The sequence below is a fragment of the Marinobacter sp. DSM 26671 genome (genome assembly GCF_900112835.1).
GTDB lineage: Bacteria > Pseudomonadota > Gammaproteobacteria > Pseudomonadales > Oleiphilaceae > Marinobacter > Marinobacter flavimaris.
This window is the reverse complement of sequence record NZ_FONF01000012.1, coordinates 51756-75672: the sequence shown is the minus strand read 5'-3', so window position 1 is coordinate 75672 and position 23917 is coordinate 51756. Positions and strand designations below refer to the sequence as shown.

The 23917-nt window shown below is 53.0% G+C and carries 18 protein-coding genes and 1 riboswitch; of the genes, 8 read left to right on the top strand and 10 right to left on the bottom strand.

Annotation, left to right across the window (positions count from 1 at the left end; translation table 11 throughout):
- Positions 1 to 57: 57 nt before the first annotated feature.
- Positions 58 to 150, bottom strand: a riboswitch (glycine riboswitch).
- Between the two features lie 105 nt (positions 151 to 255).
- Together BM035_RS14080 and BM035_RS14075 are read left to right on the top strand one after the other, a co-directional pair.
- A complete protein-coding gene (locus BM035_RS14080; RefSeq protein WP_092032669.1) occupies positions 256 to 1353 on the top strand; it encodes a DUF3336 domain-containing protein in 1098 nt (365 codons plus the stop codon).
- Between the two features lie 124 nt (positions 1354 to 1477).
- Positions 1478 to 3184 carry a putative bifunctional diguanylate cyclase/phosphodiesterase gene (locus BM035_RS14075; RefSeq protein ID WP_092032665.1) on the top strand — a complete coding sequence of 569 codons (1707 nt, stop codon included), beginning with the start codon at positions 1478 to 1480 and terminating at the stop codon, positions 3182 to 3184.
- An 11-nt stretch (positions 3185 to 3195) separates the two neighbouring features.
- On the opposite strand, the gene BM035_RS14070 is transcribed toward BM035_RS14075, so the two are convergent.
- Genes BM035_RS14070 through BM035_RS14055 form a run of 4 tightly spaced genes read right to left on the bottom strand, consistent with a single transcriptional unit; the run spans position 3196 to position 8865 of the window.
- Positions 3196 to 3765, bottom strand: coding sequence for a condensin complex protein MksE (locus BM035_RS14070; RefSeq protein ID WP_092032662.1), 570 nt, complete (start codon positions 3763 to 3765; stop codon positions 3196 to 3198).
- Positions 3758 to 5158: a hypothetical protein gene (locus BM035_RS14065; RefSeq protein WP_092032660.1), complete on the bottom strand. Its 1401-nt coding sequence runs from the start codon at positions 5156 to 5158 to the stop codon at positions 3758 to 3760. The genes BM035_RS14070 and BM035_RS14065 overlap by 8 nt, the downstream gene beginning before the upstream one ends.
- Positions 5151 to 8090, bottom strand: a complete 2940-nt coding sequence (locus tag BM035_RS14060; protein WP_092032657.1) for a hypothetical protein — start codon at positions 8088 to 8090, stop codon at positions 5151 to 5153. Before BM035_RS14060 ends, BM035_RS14065 begins: the two co-directional genes overlap by 8 nt.
- On the bottom strand, positions 8083 to 8865 hold the full coding sequence (locus BM035_RS14055) for a hypothetical protein (RefSeq protein WP_039881870.1): 783 nt from the start codon (positions 8863 to 8865) through the stop codon (positions 8083 to 8085). The genes BM035_RS14060 and BM035_RS14055 overlap by 8 nt, the downstream gene beginning before the upstream one ends.
- 112 nt (positions 8866 to 8977) lie before the next feature.
- Between BM035_RS14055 and BM035_RS14050 the strand changes: the two genes are divergently transcribed.
- The 5 genes from BM035_RS14050 to BM035_RS14030 all read left to right on the top strand — a co-directional run bounded on the left by BM035_RS14050 (position 8978) and on the right by BM035_RS14030 (position 11269).
- On the top strand, positions 8978 to 9202 hold the full coding sequence (locus BM035_RS14050) for an addiction module protein (RefSeq protein WP_008171217.1): 225 nt from the start codon (positions 8978 to 8980) through the stop codon (positions 9200 to 9202).
- On the top strand, positions 9202 to 9492 hold the full coding sequence (locus BM035_RS14045) for a type II toxin-antitoxin system RelE/ParE family toxin (protein WP_008171220.1): 291 nt from the start codon (positions 9202 to 9204) through the stop codon (positions 9490 to 9492). Before BM035_RS14050 ends, BM035_RS14045 begins: the two co-directional genes overlap by 1 nt.
- Positions 9493 to 9577: 85 nt before the next feature.
- A complete protein-coding gene (locus BM035_RS14040; RefSeq protein ID WP_199185513.1) occupies positions 9578 to 9838 on the top strand; it encodes a hypothetical protein in 261 nt (86 codons plus the stop codon).
- A gap of 79 nt (positions 9839 to 9917) precedes the next feature.
- Positions 9918 to 10454: a CIA30 family protein gene (locus tag BM035_RS14035; protein WP_008171223.1), complete on the top strand. Its 537-nt coding sequence runs from the start codon at positions 9918 to 9920 to the stop codon at positions 10452 to 10454.
- On the top strand, positions 10451 to 11269 hold the full coding sequence (locus tag BM035_RS14030) for an SDR family NAD(P)-dependent oxidoreductase (RefSeq protein ID WP_008171225.1): 819 nt from the start codon (positions 10451 to 10453) through the stop codon (positions 11267 to 11269). The genes BM035_RS14035 and BM035_RS14030 overlap by 4 nt, the downstream gene beginning before the upstream one ends.
- Here the strand turns inward: BM035_RS14030 and BM035_RS14025 are convergent.
- From BM035_RS14025 to BM035_RS14015, 3 genes are read right to left on the bottom strand one after another with little or no spacing between them, the layout of a single operon-like run.
- A complete protein-coding gene (locus tag BM035_RS14025) occupies positions 11262 to 12584 on the bottom strand; it encodes an NADH:flavin oxidoreductase/NADH oxidase family protein (protein ID WP_092032655.1) in 1323 nt (440 codons plus the stop codon). The two genes, BM035_RS14030 and BM035_RS14025, sit on opposite strands and share 8 nt — an antisense overlap.
- A gap of 28 nt (positions 12585 to 12612) precedes the next feature.
- Complete coding sequence (locus tag BM035_RS14020) at positions 12613 to 14295, bottom strand: class I SAM-dependent methyltransferase (protein WP_092032652.1); 1683 nt, start codon at positions 14293 to 14295, stop codon at positions 12613 to 12615.
- A 22-nt stretch (positions 14296 to 14317) separates the two neighbouring features.
- Positions 14318 to 14809, bottom strand: a complete 492-nt coding sequence (locus BM035_RS14015) for a very short patch repair endonuclease (protein ID WP_092032648.1) — start codon at positions 14807 to 14809, stop codon at positions 14318 to 14320.
- Positions 14810 to 14882: 73 nt separating this feature from the next.
- Here BM035_RS14015 and BM035_RS14010 point away from each other — a divergent pair, with 73 nt between their 5' ends.
- Complete coding sequence (locus tag BM035_RS14010; protein ID WP_092032646.1) at positions 14883 to 16457, top strand: DNA cytosine methyltransferase; 1575 nt, start codon at positions 14883 to 14885, stop codon at positions 16455 to 16457.
- Positions 16458 to 16615: 158 nt separating this feature from the next.
- On the opposite strand, the gene drmB is transcribed toward BM035_RS14010, so the two are convergent.
- The 3 genes from drmB to BM035_RS13995 are packed head-to-tail and all read right to left on the bottom strand — an operon-like array spanning position 16616 to position 23915.
- A complete protein-coding gene (gene drmB / locus BM035_RS14005) occupies positions 16616 to 18502 on the bottom strand; it encodes a DUF1998 domain-containing protein (protein ID WP_092032643.1) in 1887 nt (628 codons plus the stop codon).
- Complete coding sequence (locus BM035_RS14000; RefSeq protein WP_092032641.1) at positions 18503 to 22186, bottom strand: helicase-related protein; 3684 nt, start codon at positions 22184 to 22186, stop codon at positions 18503 to 18505.
- A gap of 10 nt (positions 22187 to 22196) precedes the next feature.
- Positions 22197 to 23915, bottom strand: coding sequence for a nuclease-related domain-containing DEAD/DEAH box helicase (locus tag BM035_RS13995; RefSeq protein ID WP_092032638.1), 1719 nt, complete (start codon positions 23913 to 23915; stop codon positions 22197 to 22199).
- Positions 23916 to 23917: the final 2 nt, after the last annotated feature.

Here is a 23917-nt window from a genome sequence, read left to right as displayed (position 1 = left end):
TCGTTTGCTCCTTCGGTGTGCCGACTGACGCGATTGTCGACAGCTCTTCGGAAAGTATTCATGCCAGCGGTCCTTTTGCCTGAGAGTTTCCGGGGCAGTTGCTCCTTCGGCGCTGATCGCAAGGGATTCAGTCTCTCCCGCAGACATGTCTGATTGGTAATAAAACCCAACCCACGGGCCTAAACATAGCAAATAACCCGGAGCCAGGAAACCAGCCTCTGCACAGCTTGGGCCGTATGGGTTAAGGTAAAAAGCATGAAACACGCCTTGAAGACCCGAAAACAGCTCCAGCAGCAACTGGAACAGGCCCACGACTACGAGCACTGGTGCGAGGCCGCTACCGCGCTCGATGACATGGACGGGCTGCTGGACTGGCGCGAGCAGGAAGAGACCGGGATGCTGCATGAAAGCCTGATGCGCAAGCACATGGGCCTCATGGACCATTGCCGGCAGAATGGCGACACGCGGCGACTGATCCGGATCCTTCAGGAGAGCCTCTACCGTCACCTGGGCGAATTATCCTATCCCGATCTTTACACCGTGGCGCGCAGCGGCACCAATCGGTTGGTGGGTGAATTCCTGGATGCCGTCGAGACGTCCATGGAATTCATTTGCGACCACCCTATTCCGGAAGTGACAACCGCCCGAAAACTGAAAATGTTTCAGGACGCCGAGCGGGTCTATGGCCGGCCGGCCCTGATGCTCAGCGGTGGTGCGGCCTTTGGTATTTACCACATCGGTGTCACCCGGGCGCTCTGGCGACAGGATCTGCTGCCGGATGTCATGGCCGGTTCCAGCATGGGTGCCATCGTGGCGGGTGCCATCTGCACACGGAACGACAAGGAACTGGCAGAGTTTTTTAACCATCCGGAACGGATTCACCTGAATGCCTTCCACTGGCTCGGCGTCACGGAAGGCTTGAGGGCTGGCCATGCCATGGATCCGCGCCAACTTCAGGAGCATCTCCAGCACAATCTTGGCAGCGTCAGTTTCAAGGAAGCCTATGAGCACAGTGGCCGAACTCTGAATATCTCCGTCTCCCCCACCCGCACCCAGCAGAAGCCACGGCCACTCATCGAGCAGGCCTACGCCATGACCAGTCAGCAATACCTCGGGGACATCAACATCCATTTCCCGCCCAGGGCGTCCCTTTACCGAAAGGTCCTCTCCAACCCGACCCCTGAAGATCTCGAGATGTATATCAATCTCGGTGAACAGGCCACATGGCCACGGCTGGCCATGATCAAGGACCAGACCAGGATCAGCCGGGCATTCGATCGCTGTATCGCCAGGCTGGAGCAAGAGCTGGAGCAGGAGCAGGAAACCGCAGAGCAGACTGCAACGCCGCTCTAGAGACAGCACCGCCCTACCAATCAGTAAACCAACTAGATAACCCTGGGGTCCCGAACTATTCTCATTCTATTGCATCATCGCTTCGCGAAACGTTTATCGCTAATCATGAGGATGCTGACCCGCAATGGATATTGGACAAGGAAGTCGATCGGCTACCGAGGACAGTGAAAACAGGTTTTACGAGCTGATCGAGAGTCTGCCCATGGTGGCTGTTCAGGGATACGACAGACACCGCCGGGTAATTTATTGGAACGAAGCAAGCGCGCGCATTTATGGCTATTCCCGGGATGAAGCGCTGGGAGAGCTATTGGAAGACCTGATCATTCCCGATCACATGCGCACCGGTGTGATCGAAGCGCACCGCAATTGGCTTGAGAAAAACATCAGCATTCCCTCCGACGAACTCGAATTGAAGCACAAAGAAGGGCACCTGGTCCCCGTCTACTCCAGCCATGTAATGATCAAACAGGACAGCGGCGAATGTGAGATGTTCTGCATCGACATCAGCCTGGAGGAGCAGAAACAAGCCAGAGACGAGCTTTACCGGCGCGCGAGTTTTGACGACCTGACCGGATTACCCAACCGGCATTTCATGGAAGCCGAGTTGTCGAGCCGACTGGATGAAGCAGATCGCCTGCATCAGGAAGTAGCGGTTGTTTTTATCGATCTGGACAATTTCAAAATCATCAACGATACCCGTGGCCATCATCATGGTGACAGCCTCCTGATAGCGGTGGCCGAAACTTTGAGGGCCGAACTTCGAGGCGGAGACCTGTTGAGCCGCTTTGGCGGGGACGAGTTTGTCTTGCTGATCTTCGATTTCGAAGGCCCTGAAGGTATTCACGAACTTGTTTGTCGGTTGATAGACGCTCTGGAACACAGAGTGCATCTGGAGGGCGATTGTTACCAGGTTACCGCCAGCTTCGGCGTGAGTCTTTTCCCGCATAATGGCACCACCGTGGCCGAGCTGATGGGCAATGCAGACGCGGCCATGTACCAGGCCAAAGAAACCGGCAAGAACGGCGTGTGTTTCTATACCCCCGACATCAACGACAGGCTGGTCCATTATCAAGAAATCACCAACCTGCTCAGAGACGCCTTGAATAACGATGGGCTGGAATTGTTTTTCCAGCCCCAGATCAGCCTGGCTGATCGAAAAAGCGACTCCTGCGAGGCACTTCTCCGCTGTTTTCACGGTCAATCCCGAGCAGTGTCGCCAGCTACTTTCATTCCAGTGGCTGAGAAGTCCGGTCTCATCAACCGGATTGGCGAATGGGTTATCGAAGCAGCCTGCAAGCAACTCGACGCATGGCAGGAAACCCCTCTGAAAAACCTGCGGGTTGATATCAACCTATCGGGACGACAGCTCACCAATCCACACCTTGCGAGCCATATTCTCGAAACGGTGGAACGTTACAATCTTCAGCCTCACCAGCTTGGGGTGGAGCTGACTGAAAACGAGGTTTTCGGCAGCGATGAAAACCAAACCAAACAGTTAGAAAAACTGAAACAGGCAGGCGTGCACATTTCGATCGATGACTTCGGTACCGGGCACTCCTCTCTCGTCTATCTCAGAAAACTCCCGGTTTGTGGAATCAAAATCGACAGGAGCTTTCTGCAACATGCGATGCAGGATAGCGCCGACATGGCCATCATGGAGGCAATGGTTACCGTTGGCCACAGCCTGGGCCTAAGCGTGCTGGTCGAAGGTGTTGAGACGGATGAACAGGCCCAATTGGTCACCGAACTGGGTTGTGATCTCGCTCAGGGTTTTCTCTATGCCAAGCCCATGCCGGCAAACAAAGTTGAAGAATTCCTGACCAGCTTCTGATCAGGAAAACACTACCCTTGTTCAAACTCCCGAACCAGCTCCTGCAGAAAATACAGCCCGGCCGAACTCAGGAAACAGCGCCCCGCACCCGCGCGAAACAGCAGATGGCGTTTTTCCAGGTAATCCAGCGCTTCCGGCACGCCCTTTTCAAAACGGGCTGCACGCAGAATTTCCTGATATTCCTCATCGCTAGCCAGGGAAGAGAGGTCTTGCTCATTCAACCCGGCATCGGGCCGGCCAAGGTATTCAAGATCCCGACCGCTGCGTGCGAAATAACGCCCGATCAGCAGCAGGATTACCTGCACCCGGAAGGCGTTCTCATCGTGCTCTTCGTTCTCCTCTTCGCTGCTTTCCTTGAGAAAGAAAAACGCGCCGGTTTCGTTGAACACCAGCTCACTGCCCAGGTGCTCATAGAAGGTCCGGAAATGGGACAGATGGTTATAAAGCAGGTTGTAGAGCGGATTGGCACGCAACTCGGAGCGGTTGCCGTCCCACACATCACGCACAATCACCCGGCCGGCCTGGAATTCCCGGTAGATTGCGGCGCTGTGGGCCGGGAGGATTTCTTCAAATTCAGACATTCTGTTGCTCCAGGCGACGCTTTCGGTAGACAAACTGTTCACTGTCGGATGACTGATCGAGGATTCGGAAGCGATTGGTAGTCACCACCTGCAAGCCCTCGGGGGGCGAGTTTACCAGCCGGTTCAACGCCGCCAGCAGGTCCGGGAAGCGATAGCCGGGGATAAACCCGTCCAGGCGCCCGTGAAGCTCACGTACCAGATCGGTTGTTGGCCGCAGCTCCAGGGTTTCCAGCCATTGATAGAGCTGGTTGATACGCTGGACATCAATCCGGGTATGGCGTCCGCTGCCATCAACTTGCTGCAGTACCGGCACCTCTGCCCTGCGGCGGAGGTCGTTCAGCCTCAGGTCCAGTTCGCTGAACAACAGCTGGTAGTAGCTGGACGATTCACCGAAGACGTAGTGTTTCGGGCGCTGCTGGGCCCGAAGGCCGATCAGAAAACCGGTGCTGCGGGCAAAGTTTCCACCTTCCAGCCATTTTCGTTTCAGGCTGAGGGTCTCGGTTTCCCCCTTGAGTTCCTGCAGCTTGCCGTAGAAATGCTCCATGGCGTTGTACTGGACCATGCCCTGGCGCGTCTTGCGCAGGAAGTGCTCCACCTCCTGGGCCACCGCCTGAATGGGTTTGTACAGGGCGTTCAAACTAATGGAGGAACGGAACAACTGATCTGCCAGGCTGTGATCGCCGTGATTTTCCAGCAACCGCACCATCGCTTCCAGGGTTTCGAACAGGTTGCTGCCATCCGGCAGCCGCGTATCCGGGTTCAAAAACACCAGGGTCGGCTTGATGTGGCGCTCGTACAGGGTAACGATCTGCTCAAACAGGTTCTGGCGGAACTCAAGGAATTTCTGGGGCGCCCGGCTGGCGTCGCCGGAGAGATCCGCAAGCTGCGCACTGATGGTCTGCATGCGCAGGACATTCTGGCGCAGCAAACCGATGAGCTGGCTCACCCGCTCGTTCAGATCATCCCTCAGTTCGGTGTAGTCCGGATCGGCGTCGCTGAAAGAGCTGGTCTCGAGCCGATTGCGCACGTCCCGAAGGGTTACAAGATGGCCGCGAAGCCGAGCATCCGTCAGTTCCTGGTACAGCGACGCGTTGCAGGCACGCATCAGGTTGATCAGGGCATCCTGAAACACCAGGCGCCGCTCACCTTCGGCCTTGATGATATCGATCACCAGGCCGCTGCGGAACAGATTGTCGGTATTCAGCGCAAAACGCACCCGATCCCGGTCGGCGTTGCCAAGGGTGCGGGTATAGTCCATCACCTCGGCCACCAGATCGCTCTCACGGATATACCGGGCTTCGTTCCGGTCCATCCGTTCGATCATCCGGAACAGGATCTTCGGGTGCTCGAACAGCAGCCGGGTGGTATCCAGGGTGCTGAACCGTTTACTCATCCACCTGCTCCATCAGGCTAGCCTGGGTCTGATCAGCCCAGTGGCTCATGGCCTCGCCGTTGGTAAAGCCCTCCGCTCCACCCCAGAACACCAGGGTACGTTGCGGGCTGTAAGGCTTCGCGGTGCGCATCTGCCCTACTTCCAGGTGTCGGCCGATCAGGTAAATCACTTCCGCGCTGGCGCTATGAGTGGCGGCAGAGAACAGGTTGAAGCCCTGCTTGCGTAACCGCTCCAGCAGCGAGGGCATCTGGCTGATGTCCACGCTGGCCAGCTCATCCAGCACCATGGGGAACGACAATTGAACGCCCGGGTACAACACCCGTTTCAGCAGCCGGTACACCAGTTCCAGATTGATCAGGGCCGTGGTGGAGGTGGACTGGCCCTTCTTGTCGAGGCTTGTGGCGTTTTCCTTCCGGGTTCTGTAGGAAATGCCGGTGATCACCTTGTCCATGGTCAGGCGCTTGCTGCCGCCCTCCCCGAAAAAGTCCGCCACGAACACCCGCAAACGGTCATAAAACGCGTCCGACTGCAGCTGGTTGCCATAGGGGTCGATGTTGTTCGCTTCTTCCACCAGATTGCGGAATTTCGGATCGGTATGAATATCCACGCGGATTTCCACCAGATCGTTGATGCGCACCCCTTCGAGCTCACGGTTCAGCTGCGCCTCGAAACGGGCAATGTGCTCGTGGTTGGATTTCAGGGCCTGCCGGTAGCTGGCCACGGTTTCATTGTGGATACCCACCTGCTGCTCCAGCACATTCCAGCGCTCTGCCATGCCGGCAAACAGATCTGAGAGGCCTTTGAACGTTTCCCGGATAGCCGATGACGCGGGGCTGTCTTTCTGCAGTTCGCCTTCGGTATCTTCGTGGATGCCGTGATACACGAACTGGCGAAGGTGGTCAAGGATACTGCGACGGCGCTCCTCCAGGTCGTCCAGCTGGGTTTGAAGGTCGTCAAACGCCGCCACAGACACCTGTTCAATGTCCAACGGCTGTTCCGCTTCCGCGGCTTTCAGATGCGGGAAGCGATGCTCTACCGTGCCAACGCTTCGGCTGAGACCTGCCAGCTCCCGTTCCCGCTCCTCGATCCGCTCTTTTTCGGCCCTGGCTTTGGCGGCCTTCTGCTGCACCGCATCCTGCTTTTCCTGCTCCAGCCGGGCCTGCTCTTCCAGCTTGGCCAGCTGTTCCTCTGCTGCCTGCTTTTCGTCGGTGGCGTCCCGAAGAGTGGTCGCGGCGGCCGGGAAACGCTGCAGCGTTTCCAGATCTTTCTCGATCGCACGGATCTCTTTCTCGGTGCGCTCAATCAACCGTGGCCGGTCATGTTCCTGGTTGGCAGTGGCCGCCAGCTCGGCCCGCTCCTTTTCCAGCCCACGAAGCTCACCTTCAATATGCCGGCGCTGCGCTGCAAAGTCGGTCTGCCGCGCTGGCTGGGCCTGATATTCGGCATCGAACCAGTCAAAGCCTTTATCGGTGGGTAAAAACAGCCGGGCGAATGCCTCGATGGCCGCCTTGCTGTCGGCATCCAGATCCTGGCCCGGGCTCGCCATCACCAATCGTGGGTCCACCGCCCGCAGCGGTGCGGCAGTGGCCTCGTCCAGCTGGTTCTGAAGCTGCCAATGTTGCTTGCTTTCCCGTTCCTTCTGGGATTCCAGCTTGCGCTCAAGCTCCTGCTTCTTTTTCTGGATCTGTTCCAGCCGGATCTCGGCCTGGGCGGCACTTTTCAGCGCGGCCAGGTGCCCTTTCTTGCCATCGAGTTCCTCTTTCTGGATGTCTTCGATTTCCTGAAGCGTATTATCTCCATATTGAGAGAGCAGCAGTTCGCCATCTTTCTGGTTCTGCTCCGCCTGCTTGATACGCCGATCGGCGGAACGGATCTCGCCCTTAAGGCCGCTGGCGTCCTGCTCCAGCTTTTTCAGAGCCTGCAGCACATGGCGCAGCGTCTCGTTCTGTTCGTTGAATGCCTCTACCGCGGCTTTACGCCTTGCGCCAATATCCTGCAGGGCATGGCTAACACCATCCCGAAACGCGGCAAAATCATGCTGACTGCGAAGCAGCGTCTGGTAGGCCTGGTAATCCTTCTGGAGCTTGTCAAACCGTGAACGCTCTTTCTCGATTCTCGTGAGCTGGGCTTGCTGCTGCTTCAACTGGTCGTGGCGATTGAGAAAGTCGTCGATGTTGAAATCGAAGGCATCGTCGGCGAATTTCTTGTCTGCCTCGATAATGCTGGCCACCGCATTGGACATGGCCTGATCGTCTGCCTTCATCTCAAACAGCAGCAGGATCAAGGTGCGCAGCGACTGCACCCGGCGCTCATCAGACTCACCCAGGGGCAGCACGGAATAGCGCACCGCATCGGCGTTCATCAGCTCGCTGCTGTACAGCATCTGCTTGAGTTTAGCCGGGTCATTCACCAATCGGGTTTCTTTGGAAAGCTTTTTCAAGGCCTCGGACAAACGGCTGAAAGACAGCTCCGGCACCGCCTGGCCAATGCCGTCCTCATCATTTCCATCCCAGAACAGTGGCCGCAGCTGATCGTAGCCCACCGGCACAAAAGCTCGGCCGTAGCTGAGCTGGCTGGCGCTGTCCCGATACAGGATCTGGCAATGCACCCCGGCCGGGTTCTCGGCCTCCATGATCAGGAAACTGAACTGGCTGGGAAAGTAATGCTGGTAGCTTTCCTCGTTGGTGTAAAAGCTACCGGCACTGGCATTTCGAAAGGCGAATTTCTTGCGGCTGTTCTTGAAGTTGTTTTCCGGCAGCAGGAACAGTCGCAGCGAATTCAGCAGACTGGACTTGCCCAGATTGCCCGGGCCCAGGATCAGGCCATGGTTGTCCACCGGAATTTCCACGTAACAGAAGCCGGCGGAGTCCACCAACACCAGACGGCGAATACCAAAATTGAAATTGCCTGGGCTCCCCTGGGAGTCACTCATCCAGAATCATCTCCTGTTCCATGAATTTGCCGGTTGCCCGGAAGGCCTCTGCGAGGGCAAAGAAGCCATGCCCCTCCGCCAAGGAAATCGCCCTCGTAAACCGTTCGGTGGTGTCCGGTAGTTTGCGGAACCGGCCCAGCCATGGTTGCCAGTCGGGCGGCTGAACAAAGGTGGCTTTGTCACCAAGAGAGGCTGCGACCGTCGAGAACATTTGCAGACCACCCGCATCATAATCGAATGCGCAGAATACTTCTTCATAGCCCTGCAACCAGTCGAGAATCGCGCGCCGGGTCACCCGGTTACCACTGCCCAATACCACATCGCAGTCCGCCAGATGCAAGGCCCAGCCAAGAGCCTCACCGGTAAACTTCAGCATCTGCTGATATTGGTAGAAGTTACGCTCGTTTTCTATTACCAGCACGGAGCCGGCGCGCTGAAAACCGATGTCAACAGAATCGCTCTTGATAACAACCACATCCGGACGGCTGGATGCCAATACCCCATGGTAAACCAGAAGAAAACTTACCTCAGTACCATGGCGATGAGAGTCACCTTTTCTAGCGGCGTCTACTCTGTTTAAGGGAGCCTCCGCGACGTTCTGCAGCTCCGCGAAAGCGGTTTCATCCCGGACCGTGACCAGCCATCGGTTGGACTGGACCTTTTCTGTGGCAAACATGTCCCGATGGCGCCGGCGAAACTGCTCCGGAAGCTTTTTCAGGAAGGCTTCATAATTAATCGGTTGGCCACGCAGGATTTTGTCGAGATAGTCGTTCAAGGGCGTACCACGGTTATTCTTGGATTTGCGTATGGGCTGGGAAGCAAAATAACTCATAAAGCGTTAATATGGATACCGTACTTGGCCCCTCACCACTCTTGGAGCAAAAAATATGCGCCTTCAGGATTTAATTGACGAGGCTAGCGCTCTTCCCGTCGACGAACGAGCGCTGGTTATAGAGTCATTATTGAAAAGCCTAAACCCAAACGAAGCCAGTATTGACGAAAAATGGGTAGAAGTTGCCAAGTGCCGCCTGGACGACCTGGATTCCGGCAGGGTGAATCCTGTGCCCGGCGATGAGGTTTTCAGAAAGATTCGGAGCAGGCTGCAGAAATAATGGATTATTCCTTTCACCCCGCAGCGGAAGCGGAATTGAATGATGCAATCGATTACTACGAATCAATTCAAACTGGCCTCGGAGTAGATCTCGCCGAGCAAGTCGAGCAAGCAGTAGCCAGAGCTGTCAAATTCCCCCAGGCCTGGAGCTTCATTCGAAAGCCTGTTCGTCGCTCACTCGTCAAACGATTTCCCTATGGCGTTCTTTACGTTGAAAAGAAGAACAGCATTTTCATTCTTGCTGTTATGAATCTTCATCGCGAGCCAGATTATTGGGAAAACAGGCAATAACCGAGGATTCCTCGGTAGTTACCGATAATTCCCGGAACACAGAAACAGCTGCACACCCATTGCACTTATCCTGGTGCCAAGAGGCATGTCCGTCACCAAGGCCGCCGGCTGGAGTATTTTCAGCAGCTTGCCGCAACCATTGATGGCCATTCCCGCTTACCTGTTCGTAAGTACCTTCAAACCCATGCTTCCCTTCGGCCTTGGTTTGGCTGCGGGTGCTATGATCTGGATGGTGTTTGCCGAGCTTCTGCCGGATGCTAATAAAAAGCTGGAGCCGGCTTCAGTTGGTGTTGTGATTGTACTGGCCTTTCTGGGCATGATGGTTTTCCAGCTCGCCATCCACTGACCGCGGAAGTACTGGATAGCCAGTAAGCTATTGCGGCGAACGACACTTAATACGTTTTTGAACTATCGAAGGTAACTCTATGCAGAACCGGGATATTTCCGGGAACGCCACGCAAAACCCGATACTTGTCTCGTTCCATTCAGAGGCAAGCCAGTTAACCTGGCAGCCCCTCGGTGACCGCGTGATGGGCGGGCAGTCTAACGGCACCGTTGATCTTGCAGAGGGCGGCGTTGGCGTCTTTCACGGCACTGTGCGACTGGACAACGGCGGCGGATTTTCGTCTGTGAAAGCTGACCTGCCGGAACCTTTCGATGCAGCTGACTACACCGGTATCGAGCTTCTTGCTCGGGGCGACGGAAAAACCTACAAGATCGGCCTTCGCAACAGCACCAACCGGCGCAGCATTGTGTACCAGCATGCATTCACACCAGGTACAGAAGAATGGAGCCGCATCCGACTCCCCTTCAGTGATTTCATCCCTACCTGGCGCGGCAAAACATTGACCGATGAGGCAGCACTGAATCTTTCGCACCTGGCTTCGGTCAGCCTTTTTGTTTCCGGACGACAGGCTGGTGAATTTCAGCTGCGGATGCAGGATTGGAGGTTGATCCGATGACCAAACTCGCTCTGATAACCGGTGCCAGCGCCGGCATTGGCCGTGAAGCCTGCGCCCTCTTTGCCCGGAAAGGCTACAGGGTGATCGCTTTGTCCCGACAGCCAGCTGGTGTCGAGTCTGCCGATCTGGAGCTGGCGCTGGATCTAGAGTCCTTTGACCAGATCGAAGGGCTTGCGGGCGCTCTGGACACGGAAATTGCAGCAGCCGAGCGGGTGATTCTGGTCAACAACTCCGGTTACGGGCAATTCGGCGCGCTTCGCGATCTCTCCGAACCCATGTGGCAAAAGCAGTTCAGTACCCACGTATTCGGCCCCATCAAGCTGGCTGCTGTCTGCCTGGGGCTCTGCGAACAGCACGGTAAACCCTTGCGGGTCATCGCGGTTAGCTCCGTTCTCTCCATCGCGCCCCAGAAAATGAAAGGCGCCTACTGTGCCGCCAAATCCGCGATGAACACGGCCCATGAGAGTTTCTGGTTTGATGAACAGGGCAGCAACAGCCTGGAAAGTATCTCGCTGGTGCTCCCGGGCCCCGTGGTGACCCGGTTCAGAGAGCATGCCCTGGCCGCGTTGCAGCCCGTGCTTGGCCAGGCCAGCGCCGTGCACCGGGAAAAGTACAAGGCAATGGAAGCAGCGCTCGCGCCAGGCGCCAGAATCAAGCCCTTTACAGCCAGTGCGTCGGACGTCGCGAAAAAGATTGTCAGGGCAGCAGAGGCGACACGACCCAAGCCTCGATACCTGGTTACACCCCAGACCTACGCTGCCGAATTTATCACCCGGTTTATTCCCCGGTCGATCCAGAGAATCATCTTTAGGTAAGGCGGGCCTTCTTCACCCGCCGGGACCGGCTCAATTCATCCTTAACAAAAGCCCCGACGGCCTTGAGGATACCCAGGTCCGGATCAGCCTCTTCGCCATCCGCCAGCCGGAAAATCTGCTGGTAGTACCATGCCTGGCCGCCCAGCACATTAATGACTTTAAGCGGCATCAGCGGACTCGCCGGTGAGAAAAACCCTCGTTGAGCAAGCTTGATGTGGTCTTCATGGCAAACCGTCTTATCAATGCGCCCTTCAAGCAGATCCCTGGGCGTATCGGGATCCGTGCAGAGTGGCCGGCCAAGGCCAATCACGTCGGTTTCGCCATTGGCGACTGCCTCCTCCATAAACGCGCGCGTCCGGAATCCACCGGTGACCATCAGCGGGCAATCGCACACCTCACGAATCGTCTGGGCATAATCCAGGAAGTAAGCCTCCCGCTTGCGCGTGCTTTCCCGCATGGCCGGCCCCTCGCTTGCCGTGTCGGCATCACCACTGTACCCGAGCAGCCGTGGCTGCTCATATGTGCCGCCAGACACCTCCAGCAAATCAATACCCTCCTCATTGAGCCAGCGCACCACCTTCACGGACTCATCGAGCGTAAAACCGCCCTTGCGGAAATCGTCGGAATTCAGCTTTACCGCCACCGGAAACTCCGGCCCCACAGCGGCGCGAGTCGCCCGCACCACCTCCAGCAGGAAACGGGCGCGATTCTCCAGTGAGCCACCCCAGCGATCGGTACGCTGATTGGTGACCGGCGACAGAAAAGACGACAGCAGATACCCATGGGCCCCGTGCACCTGAACGCCGGTGAAGCCCGCCTCCTTGGCGATCCGGGCCACGTTGGCGAAGCGCTGGATAAAATCGAGGATCTCCGGCTCCGTGAGTGCTCGTGGGCGGGCATAGTTGCCCATCAGCGATAGCTGGACTTCCGACGGCCCCATTGGACGAGTGGTCACGTAACGCGGCGACTGGCGACCGGCATGGGAAATCTGCATCCACAAATGGTTGCCGTTGCGGGTTCCCGCCTCGGCCCAGGCACGTAACTGCGCCATACCCGCCGGCTCGCCTTCAGCCGGCGCGGGATCAATCGCCACGTTACCCGGCCGCTCCAGCACCCGGTGATCAATCATCACGTTGCCGGTAATCAACAGCCCCGCCCCGCCATCGGACCAGCGACTGTAAAGGGTTTCATGGCGGTGGGTAGCGTGGAGCTGATCGTCTGCCAGCCCTTCGGTCATGGCTGCCTTGGCAATGCGGTTGGGCAGGACGGCTCCGCAGGGGAGCTTCAGGGATTGGGCAAGCGGTGATTCGGGCATGGATAATTCCTGCTGTTCAAGCATAAGTTTACAACCCCAACCACTCTGCCAGCTGAAGATTGGTTTTCAGCCTCAGTCGCTGCTGAAGCATCCCCTCAAAGACGCCTTCCACGGTTCGTTCCTGCCCCAGCAATGGCAGTGAGGCCTCAGCCTCTGAGAAGAACTGCTCCTCACGAGACGTGCCTACAATGGCTTGCTCCCACCAATTCACTACTCGAGGGTGCGCCTCCTTGAGCAGAAGGTCCCCAGGTAGCTTTTCGGACTTAGAAGCGTTCGCCGTATGAGTCGCTGGCATCAGATTCCAGAGATCGTTGTTGTTCCATCGTGACCACGGAAAACAGTGGTCGACGTCAAACCGCTTCGCTTTGAGATTTTGGGCCGTCCATACGCACTCGACCCTACCAGCCTCGAGCTGCTGGTTAATCATTTGACGGACAGCTGACGTATCGCGCCGACCTTCCACCCACTGTAAACCACGATGATAGTCATCCATGCGGTAACGCAGATCCCAGCTACCCATCAGATCTATCCATTCATAAACAATCGCAGGCTCAATCCAGCACGCATAGCGACTGAACGCATCCCAGAGAAATGAAGGAACACGGAAGGTACCGAACCGGGAAAGCGTTGCTTTGTCCAAACGCACCGACTCCTTACTGATGGTAATCCTGGCCGAACCACCCTCGAAGATGGGACGGTTACTCCCGGGCCAGGTCGTGAAATGGGCGGGGTTCTTGAGAATGGTTGAGCAAGCATCCCGGATAGCGCGAAGGACTACCGGTGCAACATCCGCCGACAGCGACATACCCACTCTGAAATCAAGCGGCGTGAAACTCTGCAGTTTGAAGAAATCCTCCGTGGCAAAAGCATAGCCACGGCTACCTGGCGCTTGCCGCAGCTGATGCCGGAGCACCAGAGGGTGATAAAGCATAATCCAGAACAGCCCGACCGCTCCGAGCGGAATATCCACCCAGTCATCAGTCCGCTTAAGCGCCAGACCGGGCGCACCGTCGGCGATCCGGACAAGGGTTCGCAGCAAACCCAACTTGTAAGTCGAGGACTTGTTATCGTTAACGATGATGTGGCGGACTGTCGGCAATGCGCCGGTGCCGTCGTCCGCCAACCGGAAAGCCAGTGTCTCCCAGGATACTTCGTCCCTCTGGAGCTCATCCTTCTTGCGCTCGACAGGCACCGGAAGCGGGATCAGTGCCCGGCGCTTGGCAAAAGCCTCCAGCTCTTCCCTACTGACGTCGTAAAAAAGTCGTTCGCCATCACCGGGCCCATGCCGGAGCGTAATCACCAGCATGCCACCCGGTGCCAAAAGCTCAGTCAAAATTCGAAAAGAACGTTCACGATCAGAGGGTGGGATATGCATCCAGACAGCGGAAACAAGAATCAGATCGAAGCGATAGCTCAGCTTCCGGATCTTACCTAGATCGGGTAATTGATCGTCTACCCAGTGAATGCTCTGACTGCGAGTGGCTTCCTGCCCCAACTCTCTTAAGCCGGCTGCGGGCTCTACCGCAACAACATCCCAGCCCTGCGCTGCAAGAGCGCTGGAATCGCGACCGCTGCCTGCGCCTACATCCAGAGCGAGGCCCGCCTTTTGGTCCAACTGAGGCAACCAGTCACTGTGCACTTGGTCGAAGGTCAGGGACTTGTATTGAACGAAGAAGTTTAGAGCGTTGCGGTTGTATGGGGCGATTGTCATTTGCGGCCCTTCACTCCCTGTTTCATCCGATATTTGTTAGCTGATCACTAATCGCTTGAGTTCTGCTATCAGGAATGAAGAGAGAACTTTCTTCACCTTTCAACCATTTCGATATGCTTTCGATTACTCTATCCAGGTGCTCTTCGTTTGCACCTTTGATTTCGCACTCCCAAAGCAGGCATACACGCCAACCCAGCCTCTTCAGCTCAGACAATTTTTGCTGATCCCGGCGAATATTGCCCTCTATCTTGTTCCTCCAGAATTCAGGCCTTGTTTTGGGCCATTTGAATAATCGACATTGATGGCCATGCCAGAAACATCCGTTGATCAAGATCACTGCCCGATATTTTGGTAGAACAATGTCAGGAGAGCCCGGCAGATCCTTACGGTGTAACCGAAACCTGAAGCCGCCAGCATGCAGAGCCTTGCGGATCAAAACTTCCGGTTTTGTATTCTTGCCACGAATGCCTGACATCATTCTGGAACGGGTTTTTGAATCGACTACATCAACCATTTGATAAATGCTTTCTGGAATTTAGGGCGCTACCTGGTATCCTACCCGCTTACCTGATTTTGGCGAACTTTGCATGACTGACACTATCAAAGTAATTGATCTTTTTGCTGGTCCAGGAGGGCTTGGTGAAGGCTTTTCCGCATTCAGAACTCCTGAAGGGAAATATCCTTTCAAGATCGCAGCTTCGGTTGAAAAAGAGGCCAGCGCCCACAAAACCCTCACTTTGAGAGCGTTCTTTCGCCAGTTCCTCGGGCACGAAGTACCTCCCGAATACTATGAATATCTTCGGGGCAGTCCCAAAGTCAGTGCAGAGCAGTTTTTCTCACATAAGTTTCCCAACGAGTGGGCTGCTGCCAAACAAGAAACTCTTGGTGGCCCAAAAGCACTTGGCAGCGAGGACCACAACGAGATTTTTTCGGCAATTGAAGAACAGATTGCAGAGCATACGGGAAAGAGAATAGTAATCGGCGGTCCTCCATGCCAAGCATATTCACTGGTCGGTCGAGCCAGAAATAAAGGTATTAAAGGTTATGTTGCCGCAGACGACCATCGCCATTTTCTCTACAAAGAATATTTGAAAGTTCTCGACCTGGTTCAGCCAGATATTTTCGTTATGGAGAACGTCAAAGGCATTTTGACCGCCAGGGTTAATGGAGAATCTATTTTTCAGAAGATCCGAGAAGACCTTGTTTGCCCTGCTCGCGCCCTTTGCAGTAGCAGAGACGAAGTTGAGTATGAGCTATTGCCTTTTGCTCACCCCCTTCAAGATCACAACCTATATGGCAGCTATCAGAACAAAGATTTCGTGATTCGTGCTGAAGATTATGGGATTCCGCAAGCAAGGCACAGAGTAATCCTCCTCGGTGTTCGGAAAAATTTGCTGCCTGAAGAGTTGAGTGGCGAACTGCTTTCAGACTGGAGACGTGATGATCCGGTTAATTTAGGGCAAGTCATCAATAATTTGCCTCGACTACGAAGTGGACTAACAAGAACAAAACCCAATAATTTCACGGCATGGAAAAACAACTTCGAGAGAGCGTTTCTCAAAGTTTATTCTGGGCTCGCCTTCTCGACCAAGGCTCAGGATAACGCTAAGAACGCGTATGAGTCTGCTACTGAAGAACTGAGTCAAGGTGGACGATGGGTCCCGGCCGAGCAAAAACCAAAAGGCTACCTGCCTGATGGGTTGAAGCATTGGTATGAAGACGAATGCTTGTCAGGCTTCGTAAACCATGAAGCCAGAAACCATATGGCGGAAGATTTGCACCGATATTTGTACGCAAGCTGCTATGCTGCTGCCAGAGATGGCACCTCACCACGCTCTCGTGATTACCCCGAAAACCTGGCTCCAAAACACAAGAATTGGACTACCGGAAACTTTATTGACCGCTTCAAGGTTCAGGCAGAAAACCGAGTAGCCAGCACGGTAACCAGCCACATATCAAAGGATGGTCATTACTTCATTCATTATGACCCAAGCCAGTGCAGAAGTTTAACTGTAAGAGAGGCCGCCAGAATTCAGACTTTTCCTGACAACTATTTCTTTGAAGGCACGAGGACTGAACAATATGTTCAGGTGGGTAACGCGGTCCCTCCTCTGCTCGCGAATCACATTGCAAAAGTTGTTTTCTCTCTACTCAAGGAGTAGAGATGAAGAAAGGGTAAGCTCCGAGTTGAAACCAATTCAATTCAGAACTCAACGGGCCCAACGCCGCCTCTTAACCGGGCAAACCATTTGACCGAAGCATAAGAACGGCTTCTCCTGACTCAAGCGAGACTAATACGGGGACAGGAGCAGTCGAATTGTTACTTACTCAAAAAACTACCGAAATAGCCTAAAGAAGGGTCTTCAGGCAAGCCCACTACCGCAGCCCGATCTAATCCGTTATTGATAGTTTCGCAAGCGGTTTCCGGCAAGAGCGCACAAGCATGACACGCTGCTTTGTTAACCAACCGGGACCCCTTACTTGAAATATTTTCTGAACATACTGGATCCGCAGAACACCAAACCGCCTTGTTGAGCGCCTTTGATAGTGTATCAAAAAACATTTCTCTTCTAGCTAGATTAACCAATCCTCCCAAACTGCCTTCCGAATCGCCTGAGGCGGTGTATACCAAGAATCCCGACATTGGGTTATCTTCGTCGTTTGAAATGAACAATCTTTCTTTTAGTGAGGCCGAAGAGTAGCCACAGTCAAAAACAACCTGATTGATTAAAATGTGACTGAGTGTATGTACAAGCTGATACTTTGCGCCCCAACGCCAGTCACAATTGTTCCGAGGAGGTAAAAGAATCTCTTCAGACGACATTCTAAGCACAAAGGCCTCATCATACCTCGATTTGAGTGCGTCAGAGTTTTGGTCCAACCATTGCTGTATCGAGTCTTCGTTTAGTTCAATATAAATCCCTTCCCCGTAGTTTTTGACCGCAGGCAACCATTGCTTATGAAGTTCGTTGGGGGGGTGTCTGAACAATTGATTCAATGCCTTGCCCGGCATCGCCCCCAAATCGATAGGCTGTCTCTCGAGTCGGTCAAATCCGCAAAAAACTCTAGTTTCACGCAGTCTTTCCACCAGGTTCACTCTCGATATATAGCCTGACAAGCTCTCATCCACTTCAGTGGTCACCACTCTGAGCTCTGAGCTCAGATCCTCTGGCACTTCATTACGAATTGTATTGTATTCTGCTCGTCGAAAAGCTAAGAGTTCAGAGTCCGACGCACAAACAGAACGATCATTAGGCGTTTTATTACCGTCGGAAAGAGCATTGTAAGCTCGTAATATTGTCTCATTACTACACTCTAATCCATTGTCGGAAAGTAGTTTTCTTAGCTTGTCGTAAAAAACGTCATCATCGCCCATATCCAGATAGACTTTTGCTTTGGTTACAGCCCAATCTGAAGAAACAAGAACCTCGATAATCTCAGAAACGTCTTTCTCAGATTCCGTCGGGGGTAAATAGATTGAAGAAATCGTATTTGGAAAATAAACGTTAGATTGGTTAACCAGAACACCGGTCAGCTGGGCTTCGCAAACATAGTCACGACCGCCTTCACCCAACCAGGGACGTTCACCACCGCATGCGATCCCCCTACCGGCAAGACCAGAGAATGTTTCCTCAGACCCAGCTCGAAGTGCACCTCTCAGCGTTTCGCTTTTATTACAATTTTCACAGTGGACTCGAATGGACGAAAGATCACCTCCTCCACCATCGTTTAACTTCAGCCCACTTTCTCCCGTGCATTCACACCCAACCCATGACTTCCACGGGAAATCTGCCAAATGTCCGTGGGAACAAACCGCCATAAACCTCACCGGCTTCCAGATTCCCTTGGCTGAGATTTTCCTGGTTTCAAGATTGAACCTAGCCAACCTCCGGTCCAGTGAGTTCACATACCACCGCGGGAATCTATGTCCCTGGACCATTACCTTCGTGAGCTCATCAACCTGCGAATTGGTAGTATAGGTCGGCGGTTCTCTTAACTCAGGGATTCGAAGCAAGCTTTGAAGTCGAGGTTCATTGATTGAACATATCTCCTGCAGCTTCGTGTTGTCTTTAACAGTGTCATCTGCATAGTGCTTGAACCAGTAATCCAAACCACAAATTACAGTCGGTACCCCGTGTTTGTCGACGTAAATACTTCCAGGACCAAATGGTGAAATGAGCTGGCTGCGTCGTATTTCACTACCCACCTATATTTCCTCCGCTGCATCGACATAAAGATCAGTGATCTGCATGTAGACCGATCCATCAACCGTTCTCATGCTGGTCGGAACCAGACAACCTTTCGCCCTCTGAAGATCAGATGCTGCCTGACCTGGCCATAAGAGCAGGTATTCACCGTCAGGTTTATGGGGATATTCCTCCCATTCCTGAGGATTTCTCTCCCATTTACTCGTCAATGTAGAAAATGCTTTTTCGATTGCATCAATCACTCTTGAGCGTTGATCATCGTTTTTTATGACCTTCTGAACACGCTCTGACATGACCTCTTTTATATAAGTGATATGGGGTGCGTAAGAAGCAAACTCCCCTCCCGGTCTTCCGGTTCGATAATGCTGCCTTGCCCAGAGAATGAACGCACCAACAGCTCCTCGATGAATAGCTTCTATCGAAAACGGGGTAGCTGACGTCGGCTCAACCTGCTCGTATAGCCTTCTGTGGTAGCTGTGAAACTGTTCAAAGTGAGACTGGTCCCGGCTTTTCGCTGGGTTATACATGGATAAAATCAGACCAGGTCTCTCCCACCAGCGCCGACCAACCCGACCCGTGACCTGAATGTACTGAGCCGTTGATTTAGGTTGCCCCACTATGGCCATGAGCGCTAATCGGTCAATATCAACTCCGACCTCTATGATGTTTGAGGCGAGACAAGCATCGATCCCGGGGTTCTCAGCGGTCCACTTTTTCGCGAGCTCGTCCATTGCTGCGACCAATTCCGCCTGGGTTCTCCTACTAGTTAACTCGTTTACACGATTAGCATGTCTGGCGATAGCCTTGGGCAATTCGTAGCGATAATTGTAATTGTTCAGTCGTGAATCGATGTCTGAAGTAAAGAGTGTTCGTCCACCACCCAGTTCCCTCAAGCTGTTATAAAAACACAAGAGTGTCCACCACGGATCTTTTTGGCCATCGGGGAAAAGCGCTGTTCGAAATATAGACGCTGTAAAAAGCCTTACCTGCGTTGTTAAGAATGATCGGTAATTCGTAGCCTGAATCCCCAAATAGAGGCGGCCAGAAGCTAACTTCCCATTGGGCTTCCGTTGATAGCGCCCAAAAAAAGAGTCGCTCATCTTGAGTCCGGGACTTGGGAACAGCTGGAGTTGATCCCTTCCATAAACACTGCTTACCTGCTGCTCCGCGCCCCGTATAGTCGCAGTTGAAGCTATGATTTTCGGTTTAATTCTCTGTCCAGCATTTGTCTCCACTGTACAGAGCTCCTCTATGGCCGTTTCATACAATCCATAGAGAGTCCCAAGAGGCCCGGAAATCAGGTGGAACTCATCTTGCAAAATCAAACCGGGAGGACGGCGGGCAAGCCCTACCGGCCCTTCTCTGCTTTGATCTCTGCCAAACAGCGAGCCAGCTTGGGGCCGATATGCGAGCATCGCGAATTTATCTGCCGTACCTATCACCAATGTCGGCGGCGATGCATAGATACGCTCGTCTATGACCTCAACCGGTATTGATCCAAATTCACCACCAAATTCACACTCGTCATCCGAACACTTGAGAACCACCTGCTTCCCTCGAGCATCCTGCCCAAATCCTGCGTGGCCTACTCTATTCCATGGCTTACTGCCCTTCTTCCTAGGTCTCGGATCTTCTGCAAGGAAACCAATTTCGCTTCGGCACCATGGACACTCTGTGAGGACCAAAGGGTTCCCATGCTCTCCGTTTGCTCTGAAGTACTTCTGGACTCTGGAGTGGGCGTCGTCAACTTTGTTTGGAGCCCCGTCGCTCCCGATCCACAGTCCTAACGAGAAGCGTCTGTCACCAAGTGAGCTCTGGCCCTTCTCCTTCTCCTTCTCCTTGGCACGGATATGCTCCAACGCCACTATCAGGCTCGCGGCGCGCTGGAATTGCTGAGTAGTGAGCATCCTCAGGGTGTACCGCATAAAAACACTGGTACCATCGCGAGGTAATTCATGCTCATCATCGCTGTTCATCAGCAACCTTTGCATCACCATATAAAAAGCAGCAACCCCCAGATACGCTTCAGTCTTGCCGCCCCCGGTTGGAAACCAGATCAGATCGACGATCCCTCGATCGTCGGAATCGGTCTCATTCACCAAACCTTGAATGCTCATTAAAAAAAACGCGATCTGAAAAGCGCGCCAATTGCCCAAATCAGAAATCTCTTCCGTGAGAAGTTTTTCCGGGTTGGATTTAGAGGGATCTTTCGGTGGAATCGGTCCAACGTACGCGCTATTCCAATAAAGAGGCCTGTGTTCAACCCTTTTGGTTGCGAGCTGCTGCAGATACATAGCCTGATTGGCTACCTGAAACGATTTCAGCGCGGTCTGGTTGCTCTTCAGTACTTCCAAACCTTCTTTCATCCGCCGAAGGCAAGTCTCGCAACGATCTATATTTCTGTTCGCGATTTCTGTGTACCTCGGATTTAGGGAGGGAACCTGCAACCGCTGCTGTTGTATCCAATTTTCATAAAGGTCCACCAGAGACGACAGATTCTCCAGCCCTTCACTCGGCGCTGAGGCCAGTTTGCTCATCGAGATGGTCAGAGGTACCCCTTCAGCATCTGTTATATCTGGAGTCATACTTGGGAGTTCAGTTGCTGGAAGAAAGTCAGCATAGAGACATCGTGGTGTTTCGCCGCTCTCGCTGTCCCATCCAGCAGAACAAGAATGACCAACCGCCCAAGTAGCGGTATCGGAGTACAGCAGGGCCAGTGATTGCTCTTCCTCGTCCAATTCGTCGAAGGGCCGGATGCTTTCCGGGTAAGGTGATGGTGCGGTGTCGGGAAACCTGATCTCAAAATAGCTCTGAAATAATGTCCTGTTCAGCAGATCTCTATCGGACATGTTCTCAGGTCGAGAAACAAAATTTCTTAGAACTGCGGTAACAACCCATTTGCCTTGCGCTTGACGGGCATACAACTGAGCTTTCAGCGTAACAGGAGCTGAGTCTGCAACCTTCAAAACAAAAGTCTGTTTTCTTTCATCACGCAACTTCTCCAAATCAATCAACTTTCGCGTTGATGAATCGGTAGCAGGCATTCTTAGCCAAGCACGTCTCTGCGTCTGGTTGCCAGACTTATCGGTTACGTTTTTCACTCCAGTACGATAGAAACCATTGACCAGAAAAGGCTCATCCACCGCTTCTTGCCAACAAAACTTCACTTCTGGAGGGACCACAAATTCAATGCTTCCCTTCATTTTATCTAGACAAAAAGATATCCCCATCGTCGAAGGTTTGAACTGATCAGTGTTCGATATATCAAATTCAATACCTTCGCTAGCATCAACGCCCACTTCTTCCGGATTAGTGAGAGCTCCATTCTCAGAAACATCTTCACTCACTGCAGTTAGTTCTACTTCTTCAGCTAATGAATGCTCCAAAGCGCTGGCTTCATTCGCCGATGGTCCAGAAGACGAGCGGTTTACGCCATCAGCGAACAAAAGCCCAACCCCATACTTCTGGAACGGTGACTCTTCCTGAAAGTGCAGTATCTCCTGCCAAGGAGTTTCTTCGTTGGGTTTCCAGAATAATGGAATTCCCCTGGGGCATTTTTCAGGCAAAGCGAACTCGAATGAATTGTTTACTTGCACCTTGTCTGGGGCTTCAAGAATCGAACGAGCAGGGCCCATCAAATCGCTTCGTATAAATTCTATCTGTTGCTCTCTTTCTAGAAACATAAAGCGCTTCCTAGCTATCCATCCAACTGATAAGAGAATCTTTTGAGGTTTCTTTGCAGAAAATAAACAACCTTTCTGTCGCCCTCGTCATAGCGGTATAGAAAAGGCGTCGCTGATAATCAATTTCGTTGGGAGAAAAGAAGACATCGGACAAGATTACGATCTTGGCTTCCAGTCCTTTGAATTTCTTGACGGTGCTGTAGCGCACACCAGCTGATTCAAAATTTTCGGCATTTACGATGTCATGCTCTGAATTTTTCAGATTTTCGTAAATTGAGCTGCGATGCGGATTGAAGCTCAGGACGGTGATATCTGTTGGATTGAATCCTTCGGTGAGTAGTCTAGAAATGAGTTGTTCGATCTTATCCTGCTGATCACCCGGATCTTTGTAGGTTTGTATTTTCCATGATCCCACACCTCCTCCAGCTCTCATAAAACCAGACCAAGGCTGTTTTTCAAAACCCGAGAGCAGTAGGGTCGCATCACCTATCGCTTTGTAATTCCGACAATTCTCATTCAAAACCCAATTAGTTGAAATATTTGAAAGTTCCATCAAGCTAGCATCAATTATTTCTTTATCAACGGACAACGACTGCAGTTCAAAATCGCCCAGAAACAAAAAAGAAGAATTGCTCACACCATCGACAAAGAGCCCCTTCAAGCATTCCCATAGCATTGGCCGTGCCAATATGTCCTGAAGCTCATCGACGACTACATAGTCGAACTGAGCTATTCCCCTTAATTCGACAGATGTCAGCTTATCGAGTATCTGAATCGGAGCTTCATTTTCCCACCAATCGGAATCCGGATGCTGAGGCGGCTGTATATCAGCGATTTGAAATAGGACCTGATAAATTGGACCCGCCACCAAGTTTGGCCGAGCAGTCTTCTGGAGTTCGCGGGCAGCCCATTTGCCAATTAACCGGTTGTAACATAAATAGGCTACGCGCTTGCCTTCACCGGCCTTGATCTTCGCTACTTCAACTCCGATCAACGATTTACCGGTTCCAGCAGCTCCCGTGACTAGTACTTTTTCGTTAAGTTCTACTAGCTTCATAACTGGTGCTTGCTGAGCACGCAAAATCGAATCGAGTCGGTTTTTGCTCTCTAAAAGCTCTTCGCTAAACTCAGGAAGTCGTTTACGGATAGGCCTGCAGAAAAGAACTATTTCGTCGATCTCCTCCGCAGTTAACCCCCTCCTCATCACCGATAAATCTGGATCTTGGTCAATTGCAGTCATGAAATATCGCTGAATTTCATGAGGCAATATCTCGTGGGCATCCGTCTTGTCGAAGGACCTCTTGTCGATAAAATCCCAGCTCTTAACGGAGACATTTGAGTTTATCTCGACACGAGAGCAAGGAAACATAACCAAAGGCAATATTGGGACTGAGCGATACTTCGCTCCAAATGCATCGATGATTCTTCGTCTGAAAGCCGAACTACCATCCCTCGCTTGCACAAAGGGATCTCGGTACTGGAGGGTTCCCGGCTGCCAACCCTTTTTATCCAGATAAACATTCTTATGTGATTTAACCTCAACACACACAATGCCTTTACCTGGCATAATGATAAGGAAATCGATTTCGGTTCTACGATTGCGGTTGTAGGGCGCCAAATCCAGAGAATGTACTACCACCCAATCTCTATCAGCACGCTCTAGCAAGGAGAACAACTTTTTTTCACCCGGCGGAGATCTGTCTTCACAGTAGCTTGGTAATAGCTGCATAG

What these genes read in the sequence shown, in the direction of transcription:
- BM035_RS14080 (WP_092032669.1), top strand. Translation starts at nt 256, where the DNA reads ATGAAACACGCCTTGAAGACCCGAAAACAGCTCCAGCAGCAACTGGAA.
- BM035_RS14075 (WP_092032665.1), top strand. Translation starts at nt 1,478, where the DNA reads ATGGATATTGGACAAGGAAGTCGATCGGCTACCGAGGACAGTGAAAAC.
- BM035_RS14070 (WP_092032662.1), bottom strand. Translation starts at nt 3,765, where the DNA reads ATGTCTGAATTTGAAGAAATCCTCCCGGCCCACAGCGCCGCAATCTAC.
- BM035_RS14065 (WP_092032660.1), bottom strand. Translation starts at nt 5,158, where the DNA reads ATGAGTAAACGGTTCAGCACCCTGGATACCACCCGGCTGCTGTTCGAG.
- BM035_RS14060 (WP_092032657.1), bottom strand. Translation starts at nt 8,090, where the DNA reads ATGAGTGACTCCCAGGGGAGCCCAGGCAATTTCAATTTTGGTATTCGC.
- BM035_RS14050 (WP_008171217.1), top strand. Translation starts at nt 8,978, where the DNA reads ATGCGCCTTCAGGATTTAATTGACGAGGCTAGCGCTCTTCCCGTCGAC.
- BM035_RS14045 (WP_008171220.1), top strand. Translation starts at nt 9,202, where the DNA reads ATGGATTATTCCTTTCACCCCGCAGCGGAAGCGGAATTGAATGATGCA.
- BM035_RS14040 (WP_199185513.1), top strand. Translation starts at nt 9,578, where the DNA reads ATGTCCGTCACCAAGGCCGCCGGCTGGAGTATTTTCAGCAGCTTGCCG.
- BM035_RS14035 (WP_008171223.1), top strand. Translation starts at nt 9,918, where the DNA reads ATGCAGAACCGGGATATTTCCGGGAACGCCACGCAAAACCCGATACTT.
- BM035_RS14030 (WP_008171225.1), top strand. Translation starts at nt 10,451, where the DNA reads ATGACCAAACTCGCTCTGATAACCGGTGCCAGCGCCGGCATTGGCCGT.
- BM035_RS14025 (WP_092032655.1), bottom strand. Translation starts at nt 12,584, where the DNA reads ATGCCCGAATCACCGCTTGCCCAATCCCTGAAGCTCCCCTGCGGAGCC.
- BM035_RS14020 (WP_092032652.1), bottom strand. Translation starts at nt 14,295, where the DNA reads ATGACAATCGCCCCATACAACCGCAACGCTCTAAACTTCTTCGTTCAA.
- BM035_RS14015 (WP_092032648.1), bottom strand. Translation starts at nt 14,809, where the DNA reads ATGGTTGATGTAGTCGATTCAAAAACCCGTTCCAGAATGATGTCAGGC.
- BM035_RS14010 (WP_092032646.1), top strand. Translation starts at nt 14,883, where the DNA reads ATGACTGACACTATCAAAGTAATTGATCTTTTTGCTGGTCCAGGAGGG.
- BM035_RS14000 (WP_092032641.1), bottom strand. Translation starts at nt 22,186, where the DNA reads ATGTTTCTAGAAAGAGAGCAACAGATAGAATTTATACGAAGCGATTTG.
- BM035_RS13995 (WP_092032638.1), bottom strand. Translation starts at nt 23,915, where the DNA reads ATGCAGCTATTACCAAGCTACTGTGAAGACAGATCTCCGCCGGGTGAA.